This window comes from Halomonas sp. BN3-1 (genome assembly GCF_003056325.1).
Classification (GTDB): Bacteria; Pseudomonadota; Gammaproteobacteria; order Pseudomonadales; family Halomonadaceae; genus Halomonas; species Halomonas litopenaei.
This window is the reverse complement of record NZ_PYVV01000001.1, coordinates 590,588-604,831: the sequence shown is the minus strand read 5'-3', so window position 1 is coordinate 604,831 and position 14,244 is coordinate 590,588. Positions and strand designations below refer to the sequence as shown.

At 66.8% G+C, this 14,244-nt stretch carries 9 protein-coding genes; 6 read left to right on the top strand and 3 right to left on the bottom strand.

Translation table 11 applies throughout. The features are described 5' to 3' along the window. Nucleotides 1–255: 255 nt before the first annotated feature. The 6 genes from xdhA to C9F12_RS02420 all read left to right on the top strand — a co-directional run bounded on the left by xdhA (nt 256) and on the right by C9F12_RS02420 (nt 9,381). A complete protein-coding gene (gene xdhA, locus C9F12_RS02445) occupies nt 256–1,734 on the top strand; it encodes a xanthine dehydrogenase small subunit (protein ID WP_108447848.1) in 1,479 nt (492 codons plus the stop codon). Beyond that, the gene (xdhB, locus tag C9F12_RS02440; protein ID WP_108447847.1) at nt 1,718–4,117 is read left to right on the top strand and encodes a xanthine dehydrogenase molybdopterin binding subunit; all 2,400 of its coding nucleotides are present in this window, start codon (nt 1,718–1,720) and stop codon (nt 4,115–4,117) included. Before xdhA ends, xdhB begins: the two co-directional genes overlap by 17 nt. Then, nucleotides 4,114–4,953, top strand: a complete 840-nt coding sequence (gene xdhC, locus C9F12_RS02435; protein ID WP_108447846.1) for a xanthine dehydrogenase accessory protein XdhC — start codon at nt 4,114–4,116, stop codon at nt 4,951–4,953. The genes xdhB and xdhC overlap by 4 nt, the downstream gene beginning before the upstream one ends. 347 nt (nt 4,954–5,300) lie before the next feature. Next, entirely contained in the window at nt 5,301–6,596 is a 1,296-nt protein-coding gene (guaD, locus tag C9F12_RS02430; RefSeq protein WP_108447845.1) for a guanine deaminase, read from the top strand. A 152-nt stretch (nt 6,597–6,748) separates the two neighbouring features. After that, nucleotides 6,749–7,795, top strand: coding sequence for a rhodanese-related sulfurtransferase (locus C9F12_RS02425; RefSeq protein WP_108447844.1), 1,047 nt, complete (start codon nt 6,749–6,751; stop codon nt 7,793–7,795). A gap of 623 nt (nt 7,796–8,418) precedes the next feature. Beyond that, complete coding sequence (locus C9F12_RS02420) at nt 8,419–9,381, top strand: cytochrome-c peroxidase (protein WP_108447987.1); 963 nt, start codon at nt 8,419–8,421, stop codon at nt 9,379–9,381. A gap of 349 nt (nt 9,382–9,730) precedes the next feature. On the opposite strand, the gene C9F12_RS02415 is transcribed toward C9F12_RS02420, so the two are convergent. From C9F12_RS02415 to cydD, 3 genes are read right to left on the bottom strand one after another with little or no spacing between them, the layout of a single operon-like run. Then, nucleotides 9,731–10,726, bottom strand: a complete 996-nt coding sequence (locus tag C9F12_RS02415; protein WP_108447843.1) for an adenosine deaminase — start codon at nt 10,724–10,726, stop codon at nt 9,731–9,733. A 47-nt stretch (nt 10,727–10,773) separates the two neighbouring features. Next, nucleotides 10,774–12,579, bottom strand: coding sequence for a thiol reductant ABC exporter subunit CydC (gene cydC, locus C9F12_RS02410; protein WP_108447842.1), 1,806 nt, complete (start codon nt 12,577–12,579; stop codon nt 10,774–10,776). Continuing rightward, a complete protein-coding gene (gene cydD / locus C9F12_RS02405; RefSeq protein WP_108447841.1) occupies nt 12,563–14,227 on the bottom strand; it encodes a thiol reductant ABC exporter subunit CydD in 1,665 nt (554 codons plus the stop codon). Before cydD ends, cydC begins: the two co-directional genes overlap by 17 nt. Nucleotides 14,228–14,244: the final 17 nt, after the last annotated feature.

The window sequence follows — 14,244 nt, the reverse complement described above, 5'->3', positions numbered from 1 at the left end:
CTGGCGCGACAGCGGCTGTGAGGGGCAGCTTTTGCGGCCTCTGCCGTGGTCGCCGACAGGAACACGCGGCGGGCAGCGAAAAAAACTCAACGGCGTGACTTGAAGAAGCTGACCGATTGGTCAAGAATGAAGTTACCCCCTTGCCATGGCGATGCCCTTTGGTACCGACTCGCTGACAACCACTCGGCTCAGACAGCAACCAGGACATCGACCAGGACATCAACGACGACAACGACAACATAAGCGGACCTGACCATGATCGAGTTCTTCCTCAACGGGCGGCCACGGCGCGTCGACGCCGAGGCCCACCTCAGCGTGCTCGACCTGCTGCGCGAGCGCCTCAACCAGACCGGCACCAAGGAAGGCTGCGCCTCCGGCGACTGCGGTGCCTGCACCGTGGCGATCGGCGAGCCCGATGCCGACGGCAACCTGCGCTATCACAGCGCCAACGCCTGCATCATGCCGGCCCACCAGCTCAATGGACGCCACCTGGTCACCGTCGAGGGGTTGTCCCGGGGGGACGAGCTGCATCCTTGCCAGGCCGCCATGGTGGAACACCACGGCAGCCAATGCGGCTTCTGCACCCCGGGTATCGTCATGTCGCTGTTCACCCTTCATGAAGATGACCGCGCGCGGCCCGCGCCACTGACGCCTGAGCGACTGGAAGCGGCGCTGGGCGGCAACCTGTGTCGCTGCACCGGCTATCGCCCGATCCGCGACGCCGCCCTGGCCATGGGCGACACCCCGGGCTTCCGGCCCGAATGGCTCGACGATGACGCCCTTGCCCAAACGCTTGCCACCAATGTGGGTGAGCCTGCTACCCACAGCGGCTTCTACCAGCCGCGCCGCCTCGATGAGCTGGTCGAACTGCGCGCCCGCCACCCCGACGCCCGCCTGGTGGCCGGCGGCACCGATCTCTGGCTCGAAGTCACCCAGAATCTGGCGGACTTCGCCGAGGTCATCGATGTCACCCGGGTAGAACAGCTCAAGGTGCTGGAAGCGGGCCACGACGCCAGCGGTCGACCAGGGATGTGGGTCGGTGCCGCCGTCACCTACACGCAACTGGAACCGCTGTTTGCCGAGCGCTATCCCGCCTTCCATCACCTCCTGCATCGACTGGGCTCTGGTCAGGTGCGCAACCGCGGCACCCTGGGTGGCAACGTGGCCAACGCCTCGCCCATCGGCGACACCCCACCGGTACTGCTGGCACTCGACGCCTGCCTGCGCCTGACCGGACCCGGCGGCAGTCGCGAACTCGCCGCGGCGGACTTCTTCATCGACTACAAGAAGACCGCCCTGGCGCCGGACGAGTGCCTGGAAGCGATCTTCCTGCCGACGCTGGCAGCTGACCGCCAGCTCAAGGTCTGGAAACTGTCAAAACGGCGTGAGGACGACATCTCGGCGGTACTCGGTGCCTTTAGCTGGGCCCTGAAGGACGGCGCCCTGGCCGAGGTCCGCCTGGCCTTCGGCGGCATGGCTGCGATCCCGGCCCGGGCAACCGGCGCCGAGGCGGCACTGGAAGGCCATGCCCCTTCACCCGAGCGGTTCGCCGCCGCCATCGATGCACTGGCCGAAGACTTTCAGCCCATGAGCGATGTGCGTGGCAGCAGCGACTATCGTCGGCACGCCGCCGCTGCACTGATCGAACGCCTGCGCCTGGTCGTCGCCGACGCGGCATCCCAGGACTCTCAGCACCCGACCCAGGAGGTGATGCTCCATGCGTACGCTCACTGATCTGACCACACCCGCCTCCGCGGCCAGCGACACTGCCGATACTCCCCGCCAAGCGCCGGCGGCCAAGGGCTTCTCGGGCAGCGCCGCACGCCACGAAAGCGCGGTCAAGCACGTCACCGGGCGCGCCGCCTACATCGACGACCTGGCGCTGCCGGCGGACGCGCTGCACCTGGCGGTGGGACTCTCGCCGGTCGCCAGCGGACGCATCACCGGGCTGGACCTGTCCGCCGTGCGCAGCGCCCCGGGCGTGGTCGACGTGATCAGCGTCGCCGACGTCCCGGGCCACACCGATATCGGCCCGGTCTTTCCCGGCGATCCGATCATGGCCGACGGCGAGGTACTCTACGCCGGTCAGGTGATCTTCTGCGTCGCCGCCACCAGCCATCGTGCGGCGCGTCAGGCGGTCAAGAAGGCGCGCCTGGAGATCGATGAGGTCGAGGCGAGCCTCGACCCAGTGGCCGCCGCCGAGGCCGGCGACGTGGTGCGCCCGACCCACCGCCAGCAAAGCGGTGACTGGGAGGCCGCCCTGGCCGGCGCGACACACGTCATCGAGGACGAGCAGTTCGTCGGTGGCCAGGAGCACTTCTATCTGGAGGGGCAGGCCTGCGTGGTCCACCCCACCGAAGACGAAGGCGTGATGGTCCACACCTCCAATCAGCACCCCAGCGAGACCCAGAAGCTGATCGCCGAGGTGCTGGGCATCCCTTTCCACGCGGTCACCGTGGAGGTGCGCCGCATGGGCGGCGGCTTCGGCGGCAAGGAGACCCAGGCCTCGCCCTGGGCCTGCCTGGCGGCGCTGATCGCCCGACGCACCGGCAAGAGCTGCCGTGTTCGCCTGCCCCGGGCCGAGGACATGAAGGTCACCGGCAAGCGCCACCCCTTCCACAACCGCTATCGTCTCGGTGTCGATGAACAGGGCGTGATCCAGGGCGGTGACATCACCGTCATCGGCGACTGCGGATACTCGCCGGATCTGTCCGAAGCCATCGTCGACCGCGCCATGTTCCACGCCGACAACGCCTATTCGCTGGGCCAGGCTCGGGTCACCGGTCATCGCGCCCGTACCAGCACCGCGTCAAACACCGCCTTTCGTGGCTTCGGTGGTCCCCAGGGCATGATGGTGATCGAAGCCGCCATGGAGGACATCGCCCGCCGCGTGGGCGAGGATCCCCTGACGGTGCGCAAGCGCAACCTGTATCGCCAAGGCCGCGACCAGACCCACTATGGCCAGACGGTGGACCAGATCACGCTGCTGCATGACCTGATCGAGCGGCTCGAGACCTCGAGCGACTACTGGTCCCGGCGCCAGGCGATCACCGAGTTCAACGCCGACAGCCCGGTCATCCGCAGAGGCCTGGCGCTGACCCCGGTGAAATTCGGCATCTCCTTCACCGCCCAGCACCTCAACCAGGCCGGTGCCCTGCTGCACGTCTACACCGACGGCAGCGTGATGATCAATCACGGCGGCATCGAGATGGGCCAGGGCCTGCACACCAAGGTGTGCCAGGTGGTCGCCCGCGAGCTGGGGCTCGATCTCGAAGCGGTGCGCATCAGCGCCAGCCGTACCGACAAGGTACCCAACACCTCGCCTACGGCGGCCTCGAGCGGCGCCGACCTGAACGGCCAGGCGGCCCGCGACGCAGCCAGCAGGCTGAAATCGCGGCTGTTCGACTTCGCCGCCGAACGCTACCAGCTCGACCGTCAGGACATGCGTCTGGAACAGGGCGAGCTGATCGCCGGCATCGGTGGCAGCGAACGACGTATCGCTTGGGGCGAGCTGATCCAGGACGCCTACCTGGGTCGGGTGTCGCTGTCCGAGAAAGGCTTCTACGCAACGCCGTTGATCCACTACGACCGGGCCAGCGGCAGCGGACGCCCCTTTTACTACTTCGCCTATGGCGCCGCCGTCGCCGAGGTGGCACTGGACACCCTCACCGGCGAGTACCAGGTGGATCGGGTCGACATCCTCCACGACGTGGGCGACTCGCTCAATCCGGCCATCGACGTGGGCCAGGTGGAAGGCGGCTTTATCCAGGGCATGGGGTGGCTGACCAGCGAGGAACTGAAGTGGAACGAGCGGGGCCAGTTGACCTCGTTCGGCCCGGCCACCTACAAGATCCCCGCCTACGGTGATCTGCCGGCCACCTTCAACGTCGAGCTGATGCAGGGCCACCCCAATTCCATGGCCAGCATCTACCGCTCCAAGGCGGTCGGTGAGCCGCCCTTCATGCTGGGGATGTCGGTGTGGTGCGCGCTGCGCGACGCCCTGGCGAGCCTCACCGACTACCGCCAGGCGGTACGGCTGGACACCCCGGCAACACCAGAGCGGGTCATGGCGGCGGCACGCCGGGTGAATGAGAGTCGCGCAGGAGGCACCCCATGAGCGGCGAGCGCTGGTACGACGCCCTGGCCCGCCTCAGGCGCGCTGGCCTGCCCCATGTGCTGGCCACCCAGGTGACCAGCCAGGGGTCGACCCCGCGTGAGCCTGGCGCCAGGATGGTGATCACCGCCGACGCCATCATCGACACCCTGGGCGGCGGCACCTTTGAATGGCAGCTGATCGCCTGCGCCCGAGAACGCCTCGAGCGCGGCGAGGCCGGCCTCAGCCTGGAGGCCTTTTCGCTGGGTGGCCGCAGTGGCCAGTGCTGCGGCGGCTTCGTCAATGTGCTGCTGGAAACGGATCTCGGTACGGCCACGCGCCTGGCGCTGTTCGGCGCCGGCCACGTCGGCCGCGCGGTGGCCTCATTGGCGGCGCCGCTTGGCTGGCGACTCGACTGGTACGATAGCCGCGAGGACGCCTTCAGCGTGCTCGACCCGGCCCCAGGCCAGCACCACCACCGGCTTGACGACTGCAACACCAGCGCCGAGTCGCTGCCTGCCGGCAGCCACGTGCTGGTGCTGACCCACGACCACGCCGAGGACTACGCCCTGGTCGAGGCACTACTCAGGCGCGGCGACATGGCCTCGATTGGGCTGATCGGCTCGCGCAGCAAGTGGGCCAGCTTCCGCGGGCGACTGGAGCGTGCCGGCATCCCGCACGATCGCATCGACGCCGTGCGCTGCCCGATCGGCGACTCCGGCGGCGACAAGACGCCCTACGCCGTCGCCCTGGCCGCCCTGGCCGAGCTGCTGCCACTGGCAAACCCCAGGCCGGAGGGGTCACGTCGCGACGCGCTGCGCGGCCTGGAAAGCGCAGAGGTACGACGTCTGTTTTCCTGAACCTGTCCTGGCCCGGCCTTACCCGTCTGACCGGGTAGCGCCAGGTGTCTGCCTCCCTGGCCGCCGCGCCTGCCGCCTGATCAAGCCGCCTGATCAAGCCGCCTGATCAAGCCGCCTGATCAAGCCGACAGGCCAGCCGTCAGGCCAGTCGCCACCCATGACCACAAGGTCACCGCCACAGTGCGATGACGCGACGACCCTATAAGCGACGACCCGATAAAGAGTGCCCCATGACCGAGACCCCTAACGCCTCTGCCAGCACCGCGCCCGCGCCCGAGGCTTTTTCCGGAACTTCCGCCGGCGCCTCCACCAGTCCCGCTGGCGGCCCCTGCTCATCGAGCTGGGTCATGCGTGCGCGCATCCTCAGCTTCAACGCCGATCCCGGCGACGGCGACACCCCGCTCGAGGGCAGCGTCAGCTACTTCGCCGACGGCGTGCTGTGGTGGGCCGAGGGTGTCGTTCAGGCGGTGGGCGACTATACCGAGCTCGCCCCCCACCTGCCCGCCGACGCCAGCGTCATCGACCACCGCGACAAGCTGGTGATGCCAGGCTTCATCGACAGCCATGTGCACTACGTGCAGCTCGAGATCATGGCCTCCTACGGACGCCAGCTGCTCGACTGGCTCAACGAGTACACCTTCCCCGAGGAATGTCGCTTTGCCCAGCGCGAACACGCCGAGCAGATGGCCGACGTCTTCCTCGACGAACTGATGCGAGTAGGCACCACCACCGCCCAGGTGTTCTGCTCGAGCCATCCGGCCTCGACCGACGCCTTCTTCAGTGCGGCCCAACGCCGCGACCTGTGCATGCTGGCCGGCAAGGTACTGATGGACCGCCATGCCCCCGACGCGCTCACCGACGACACCTACGGCGGCATCCGCGACAGCGAGCGCCTGATCAGTGACTGGCACGGCACCGCGCGTCTCGGCTACAGCGTCACCCCGCGCTTCGCGCCTACCTCCACCCGCGCCCAGCTCGACGCCGCCGGAGGCCTTCTGCGCAATGATCCGAGCCTGTGGCTGCAGACCCACCTGTCGGAGAACCTGGGCGAGCTCGACTGGGTGGCCGAGCTGTTTCCGGGCAGCCGCGACTACCTGGCGGTCTACGAGGAATCCGGGCTGGTGGGGCCGCGCAGCACCTTTGCCCACGGCATCCACCTGGACGACGAGATGCGTGCGCGACTGGCCGAGCGCAGCGCCAACATCGCCTTCTGTCCCAGCTCCAACCTGTTTCTCGGCAGTGGCCTGTTTGACCGGGCCGGCGCCCGGGCCCAGGGGCTGAATCTGACGCTTGCCAGCGACATCGGCGCCGGTACCGACCTGTCGGGACTTGCCACCCTCAAGGCGGCCTATCAGGTCGGTCAGCTCAGGGGCACACCACTGACCGCCTGGGCGGGTTTTCATGATCTGACCCGAGGCAACGCCGTATCGCTGTCGCTGGACGATCGCATCGGCAGCCTGACCCCCGGTCGCGACGCCGACTTCGTGGTCATCGACCTGTTCGCCTCGCCGCTGCTGGCCCGACGCATGGGGCGCACCCAGTCACTGGCAGAGGAACTGTTCACCCTGATGATGCTGGGGGACGACCGCGCCATCTACGAGACCTGGGCGGGGGGACGCCTGCAGCACCGCCGCCAGACCTGAAGAACCCGACGACAGGCGCCGGCGACCGGCGCTTGCACTGGGTGATGGCTGGCCGGGAAATTCCTCGGCGAGTGCGCTAGAATGCGCGCCTTGAATACCACACGCTGCCAACGCTGCTCCGGATTTACGCTCCGGCTCGCACGAGGACAACCATGAGTCACGATACCTCACCCCCTGACACAGCCACCGAAACCGCCACTTCTGGTCCAGACACCCTGGTGGTGTGCGCGCTTTACAAGTTCGTCACCCTCGACGACTACGAGGCGCTGCGCGAGCCGCTGCTCGACACCCTGCTCGAGCATCAGGTGCGCGGCACCCTGCTGCTGGCCCGTGAAGGCATCAATGGCACCGTCGCCGGCACCCGCCAGGGCATCGACGCGGTGCTCGCCTGGCTGCGCGCCGACCCACGCCTGGCCGAGCTCGACACCAAGGAGTCACTGACCCGTCGTGCGCCCTTCATGCGTACCAAGGTCAAGCTCAAGCGCGAGATCGTGACCATGGGCGTCGAGGGCATCGACCCGCGCCATACCGTCGGCACCTACGTGGACCCCAAGGACTGGAACGACCTGATCCAGGACCCCGAGGTGCTGCTGATCGACACCCGCAACGACTACGAGGTCGAGGTCGGCACCTTCGAGGGCGCGGTCAATCCGGCCACCAGCGCCTTTCGCGACTTCCCCGAGTACGTGAAGAAGACCCTGGACCCGAGTCGCCACAAGAAGGTAGCGATGTTCTGCACCGGCGGCATCCGTTGCGAGAAGTCCACCGCCTACCTCAAGGAGCAGGGATTCGAGGACGTCTACCACCTCAAGGGCGGCATCCTGAAGTACCTGGAGGACGTACCGAGGGACAAGACCCTGTGGCGTGGCGAGTGCTTCGTGTTCGACGACAGGGTGACCGTCGACCATGACCTCAAGCCCGGACGCTATGACCAGTGCCACGCCTGCCGCATGCCGATCACCGAGCAGGACAAGCAGAGCGAGTACTACGAGAAAGGCGTCTGTTGCCCGCGCTGCTACGACCGTCTGAGCGACGAGCAGAAGGCCCGCTTCGCCGAGCGCGAGCGCCAGATGCGCCTCGCCCGGGAGCGCGGCGAAGCCCACCTGGGCGCCGACGCGGTGGCACGCATGGAAGAGCGTCGCGAGGCCAAGCGACGCGCCAGGGAAGCGGCGCGCGAGGCCAATCGCCAACAGGGCTGATACACGGCTTCTGGTGTTGCACGCCCGTTGATGCACGCCGGCTCATGCACGCCAGCCCTCTAGCCACAACATCAGCAACACCACCCGCCAGACCAAACAAGAGGCGCCCTGGGCTTTCTACCAGAGACGGGCGCCTCTTTTGCGTGTCACCGAGCACTTCGCCGGTAGCGAAGGGCGCGCCGAAGCGCCCCCCAAGTGCACTGAAAGAAACGGCGCCGGCCTGTTCAATCGCTTCCTCGCCTCGGTCGGCGATCACGCCGAAAACACCTCAAATTCCGACGCTTTCGCCTCGACATCATGCCTTAACAACTTTCCACACCACCCATTGCCTGAAAAGCGGCCGCTGCACACACAAGATCACCTATTACTAATACCAGCGCGGGCAAGCCACAGTGCCATCTGGTGACAACAAGCACGCCTTGGCATCGGGATTCGTCGTCGACCTGTGCCGATACTGGTTTACCCCATGCCGTTCGCCGAAAAACGGCAGCCCCAGGTCGCCCGCCCAGACGGCAAACCGTGACGTGACGCAACGAAGGGAATACATGATGCGACCTTGGCCCAACTACCTTCCCCCTGTTCTGGCCGGCACTTTCTTGGCCAGCACTTTTTTGGCCTGCAGCATGGCCGTCGCCTCCCAGGCGTCGGCGGCAACCACATCAGACACCGAATCCGCAGACCAACAAGACTATCGGCAGTATTTCACCCCGCTACCCTCACTTCCCCCCATCCCCGCCGACAACAGCCTCACCGCTGAGAAGGTAGCGCTTGGCAAGATGCTGTTCTTCGAACCCAGGCTGTCAAAGAGCAGCAACATCAGCTGCGCTTCCTGTCACAACCCGGCCCTGGCCTGGACGGATCGACTGCCGACGGCGGTCGGCCACGATGGCCAGGTGGGAGAACGCAACTCCCCCACCGTGCTCAACTCGGGTTTTCTTGGCTCACAGTTCTGGGATGGTCGCGAATCCGACCTGGAAGGCCAGGCGTTGGGTCCTATCCAGAACAGCATCGAGATGGCCCACGACCTGGACGGCGCCCTTGCCCGCCTGTCAGCCATCGAGGGATATTCCGAACTGTTCCAGACGGCATTTCCCGCCGACGAGGCCCCGCTGTCCTCCGGCAACCTGGCCGACGCCATCGCCAGCTTCGAACGCACGCTGAATACGCCGAATGCTCCGCTGGATCGCTACCTGCTCGGTGACGAGGCTGCCCTGACCGATCAGCAGAAGGCAGGCATGAAGGACTTCGTGGACGTCGGGTGCATCAGCTGTCACCGCGGCGCCAACTTCAGCGACAGCCTGTTCCACCCGATCCAGGTGCCGGGATCGGATGATCTCGGGCGCTTCGCGGTCACCAACGAGGAAAGCGATCGCCAGGCCTTCAGGACGGCCTCACTGCGCAACGTCGCCCTGACCTACCCCTACTTTCACGACGGCTCGGCCGAGACGCTTGAAGACGTCGTGCCCATCATGGGCGAGCAGATGCTCAAGCGAGAGCTTGATGAAGCGACCGTCGAACGGCTGGTCAGTTTCCTGCATGCTCTGACAGGAGAGCAGCCAGTGGTCACGGTACCTGCTCTGCCCTGATCCAGCCCTGATCCAGCCCTGATCCAGCCCTGATCCAGCCCTGATCCAGTCCCGGGCCAGCCCCGAACCAGTACTGCCACCAATAGCCCCCTGCAAACGCCAGCGCCGCCTCCCCCGACAAGGGGCAAGGCGGCGCTTGACGTGCCAGTCCCGGCGTCCGGCATTGTCTGAAACGTCGGCGAACGCAGGCACTTTTGCGGCAAGGCCTAGGCGCTGTCCGAAAAGTCGACGAGCGAAGGTTAGACAAGGCAAAAATCGGTGAGAAAGCGCAGTTTACGGGGTGTAAATGAGCATTTTGATCCGATTTTTAACGCCGTATTACCGAGCGCAGGCACTTTTCAGACAAGCCCTAGGATTCCACCAGCCGCTGTCTCAGCGCCTGCCTCCTCTCCTCATCCATGAAGGCAGCCTCGATGGCGTTGCCGGCCAGCCACTTGAGGGTCTCGTTGGACCAGCCGAAGGCCTGCTGACAGGCGGCAAAGTTATCGCGCATGCCACCGCCGAAGTAGGCCGGGTCATCGGAGTTGATGGTTACCACCAGTCCTGCGTCGATCAGCGCCGGCAGGCCATGATCTTCGAGCCGTTCCACCACTTTCAGGCGCACATTGGACAACGGACACACCGTCAGCACGGTGCCTTCGTCGGCCAGCCGCTCCATCAGCTCGATGTCCTCGATCGCCCTTACGCCATGGTCGATGCGACACACCTGAAGCTCATCCAACGCCTCGCGGATATAGCTCGGTGGCCCCTCCTCACCTGCGTGGGCCACGCGCTCAAGGCCCAGCTCCCGCGCCCGGGCAAAGACCTCATGAAACTTGCTCGGCGGATTGCCTCGCTCAGCGCTGTCCAGCCCCACGGCACTGAAGTGGTCATGCCAGGGCGTGCTGTCCTCGAGCAGCTGCATGGCATCGGCGGCGGGCTGATCACGCAGAAAGGCGAGGATCATGGCGGTGGAAATATCCAGCTCGGAGCGGGCCTTGGCGCAGGCGGCCGTCAGGCCTTCCATCACCTCGGACAGCGCCACGCCACGGGACAGGTGGGCCTGGGGATCCACGTGCATCTCGATATGCACCACCCCCTCGGCGGCGGCGCGCCGGAAGTAGTCCATCGCCAGGTCCTCGAAGTCCCGGGCGCGGACCAGCACGCTCATGCCCTGATAGTAGAGATCGAGAAAGGACTGCAGGTCGCTGAAGTCGTAAGCCTGTCGGGCCGCCTCGATATCGGCGTATGGCAGGCTGACCCCGTTACGCTCGGCCAGCGCAAACATCAGCTCCGGCTCCAGCGTACCCTCGATGTGCAGATGCAGTTCCGCCTTGGGCAGGCGGGTCAGAAAGTCGTCGGTCATGGTGTCTGGCCCTGTGGCATCGAACCGTAGAAATCAGGTGTCATCTTTCACATGGTGACGCATTCGCCCCGGGCTTGCCATGGCGTACCGGTCGCCATCTCGATGACCCTGGGGATGTGCTCCATGCCGGGCGACGGCGAGTCGGGATCATGATGGTGCACCAGCATCAGCACCGTGCGTCCGGCCAGCCAGGGGCCGATGCCCTCGGCCACCCGCCGCGCGGTGGCCGCATCCAGCGAGGCAAAAGGCTCATCGAGCACTACCAGGGCGGGATCGGTCAGCCACAGACGCGCCAGACCCAGACGTCGCGCCTGGCCGCCGGAAAGCTGTCGCCCCCCTTCCCCCACGCGTGTCTCGAGCCCGCCGGGCAGACCCTGCGCCCAGTCGGCCAGGTCTACCGCAACAAGCGCCTGCCAGAGCCGCTCCGGGCTCGCCTCGGGGGCGCCCAGCCGCAGATTCTCGGCAAGGCTTGCGTCGAACAGCTCCACCCGCTGGGTCAGACAGCCCACTTGGCTGCTCAACCACTGAGGGTCCAGGGCTTCCACCACTTGGCCGTCCAGGGTCAAGCGACCCTGGTGGCCTCGCAGCTCCCCGGCAAGCAGCGCCAGCAGCGTCGACTTGCCACTGCCGGAGGGGCCACAGATCGCGGCCCTCTCCCCCGGCGCCAGCCGGAAGCTCAGGGGCGACAGCGCCTGATCGAGCGCCCGCGGATAACGAAAACTCAGCGACGTAGCACAGACCTCCAGCCCTCCACACTCGGCAGTCCCGCTTCGAGGCGCAGCGTGCACTGCAACAGCTCGGGTGGTGTCTGATGAGACATTTGCAGGCGCTGCACGCTGCTGGTCGATGGCATTGAGCCGCTCGGCGGCGGCGAGGCTTGCGCCGGCCAGGGTGAAGGCGGCGGGCAGACTTGCCAACCCCTCGGCCAGGGCCAGCGAGGCCAACGGCAGCATCACCAGCACGGCGGCGCCCAACTGGCCGCCACCGAAGGCGGCGAGGCCACCGATCAATACAAGCCACCAGGCGCCCCCCATCACCAGCGTCGTCAGAACATTGCCAAACCCGGTGATCAGTGACAGTCGCCACTGAGCCGCCAGCAGCTCGTCCTCGAGGGCTTCAAGCTCGCCACGGCGGCGCGCCAATGCGCCGTAGGATTCGAGTTCACTCAGACCGCCAAGGGTTTCGATCATGGCCGAGCGCAGTCGCTCCAGCCCGACGACGCGGCGACGACAGGCCGCAAGACCCAGGCGGGCCTGTCCGAGGGTCAGCCAGCTCCAGCCGAACAGCAGCAAGACACCCAGCACCAGCGCGGCCTGGGGCAGCCACACCGCCACCAACGCTACCAGCACCGCCCCCAGCACCAGCGCCATCGCCGCCGGCGCCAGCAGCCGCAGGTAAAGCGCGTCGAGGGTATCGATATCGGCGGTCAGACGGTTGAGCCAGTCGCCGGATCGCCTTGCCCCGAGGCTGGCGCCGTCCATCGCCACCAGGCCCGAGAAGCAGCGCGCCCTCAGGCGTGCCAGCAGTCGCAGGATGGTGTCGTGGTTGTAGAGGCGTTCGACGTAGCGTGACACGGTGCGGGATACCGCAAACAGACGAATGCCCGCCCCTGGGGTGTAGACGTCCAGGGTCGCCGCCATACCCGCGGCCAAGGCCGCGCCGGTCAGCGCGCTGGCGGTGATGAACCAACCCGACACCGCCAGCAGCCCCAGCGCCGACAGCGCGGTCAGCACCATCAGCACCACGCCAAGCACCAGGCGCCGACGAAACGACGCATGCACCTCGATCCACGGACGCAGACTGGCAATCCCCGCAGCGAATCCCGTATCCGTGCGCTCAGTCGACGACGCCATGGGCCACCTCTTGCTGTTCTCTTCCACTCGCGGTGACTCGCCCATCGAGCAGCTCCACACGCCGGTCCCCAATGGCCAGGATGGCCGGGTGATGGCTGGCGATGACCAGCGCCCGGCCCTGGCCGGCCAGACGCCGAAAGCCGCGAATCAGTACCGCTTCGGTCTCTCGATCCAGACTCGCCGTCGGCTCGTCCAGCAGCACCAGCGCGGCATCACTCAGGAACACCCGCGCCAGCGCCAGGCGCTGGGCCTGCCCGCCGGACAGGCCCAGGCCATTTTCGCCGATCCGGGTATCGAGTCCCTCGGGCAGAGCCGCGACCAGCGGCTCAAGGCCCGCCTGCTCGAGCGCAGTGCGCAGGTCGTCATCGCCAGCGTTCGGCGCCGTCAGGCGAAGATTGTCGGCGAGGCTGCCCTGGATCAGCAGCGGGCGCTGGTCCATCCAGGCAAAGGCGATGCCCGGTGCCGATTGGCGCGAGCCCTCGCCAGGCCCGACAAACCCCGCCAGCATCGCCAGCAGGCTCGACTTGCCGGCACCCGATGGGGCGCTGATCACCACCACTTCACCGGCGTCCACCCGAAAGTCCAGCGGACCCAGCACGCGGCCACGCCCAGGGTGATCCAGGCAGGCGCCTTCGAGCCGCACAAGCTGGCCACCGGACAACACTGAAGAAGCGGGACTTTCCGTCGCGCCAGGCGCCGAGACGGGCGACACTCGCGACGGATCGATGGGTTCATCGAGCAGTTCCGTCAGGGCCTGGGCGGCGGCCAGCGCCGAGGCACGATCGTGGTAGTGCTGGGACAGTGTGCGCAGCGGCTGAAAGAACTCCGGGGCCAGCAGCAGGATGGTCAGGCCACTGGCCAGCGTCAGCGAATCGGCCACCTCCAGCGGCAAATCCCCGAGCAGGCCAAAGCCGATGTAGATAGCCAGCGCCGCAATCGCCACCGAGGAGAAGAATTCGAGCACCGCCGATGACAGAAAGGCCAGTCGCAAGGGCTTCAGGGTGCGCCGGCGATAGTCGTCGGCGACCTGGGCAACCTCGTCGGTGACCCTGTCGCCGGCACCGAACAGTCGAATGGTGGCGATGCCCCGCACCCGATCGACGAAGTGCCCGGACAGTCGCGTCACCGCCGCGAACTGGTCGCGATTGAGCGATTCGGCGCCCATGCCCACCAGCGCCATGAACAAGGGAATCAGCGGCGCGGTGATCGCCAGCAGCAGCGCCGCCAGCCAGTTGTGCCAGGCGATGATGGCGAAGATGACCAGCGGCACCACCATCACCACCCGAAGTTGCACCCAGAAACGTGAGGTGTAGCCGTCCAGTGCCTCGACCTGTTCGACAAGGCGATGGGCCAGGCCGGCACTGTGATGGCGACCGGCACGCACCGGTCCCAGCGCAAACAGATGCTCGAGCAACTCGTGGCGTACCGCGCGACGAAGGCGCTGGCTGGCTCGCAGGGCCAGGGTCTCCTGAGCAAAGCCAGCCCCGGCACGCAGCGCCATAAGCCCCAGTAGAGAGACTAACCAGGGCCAAAGCTGGCTCAGGGAACGGTCACCCTCGATCGCCAGTACCAGCACCTTGGCCAGCAGTACCCATTGGACCACACCCGCGAGTCCTGCCAGCACCGCGAAGGCCGCGGCCAGGGTCAGCGAACGACGCTGAGCCC

Bases quoted from the DNA above. Each gene is read 5' to 3' on its own strand.
- xdhB (WP_108447847.1), top strand. From the start codon at position 1,718: ATGCGTACGCTCACTGATCTGACCACACCCGCCTCCGCGGCCAGCGAC.
- guaD (WP_108447845.1), top strand. From the start codon at position 5,301: ATGCGTGCGCGCATCCTCAGCTTCAACGCCGATCCCGGCGACGGCGAC.
- C9F12_RS02420 (WP_108447987.1), top strand. From the start codon at position 8,419: ATGGCCGTCGCCTCCCAGGCGTCGGCGGCAACCACATCAGACACCGAA.
- C9F12_RS02415 (WP_108447843.1), bottom strand. From the start codon at position 10,726: ATGACCGACGACTTTCTGACCCGCCTGCCCAAGGCGGAACTGCATCTG.
- xdhC (WP_108447846.1), top strand. From the start codon at position 4,114: ATGAGCGGCGAGCGCTGGTACGACGCCCTGGCCCGCCTCAGGCGCGCT.
- xdhA (WP_108447848.1), top strand. From the start codon at position 256: ATGATCGAGTTCTTCCTCAACGGGCGGCCACGGCGCGTCGACGCCGAG.
- cydC (WP_108447842.1), bottom strand. From the start codon at position 12,579: ATGGCGTCGTCGACTGAGCGCACGGATACGGGATTCGCTGCGGGGATT.
- C9F12_RS02425 (WP_108447844.1), top strand. From the start codon at position 6,749: ATGAGTCACGATACCTCACCCCCTGACACAGCCACCGAAACCGCCACT.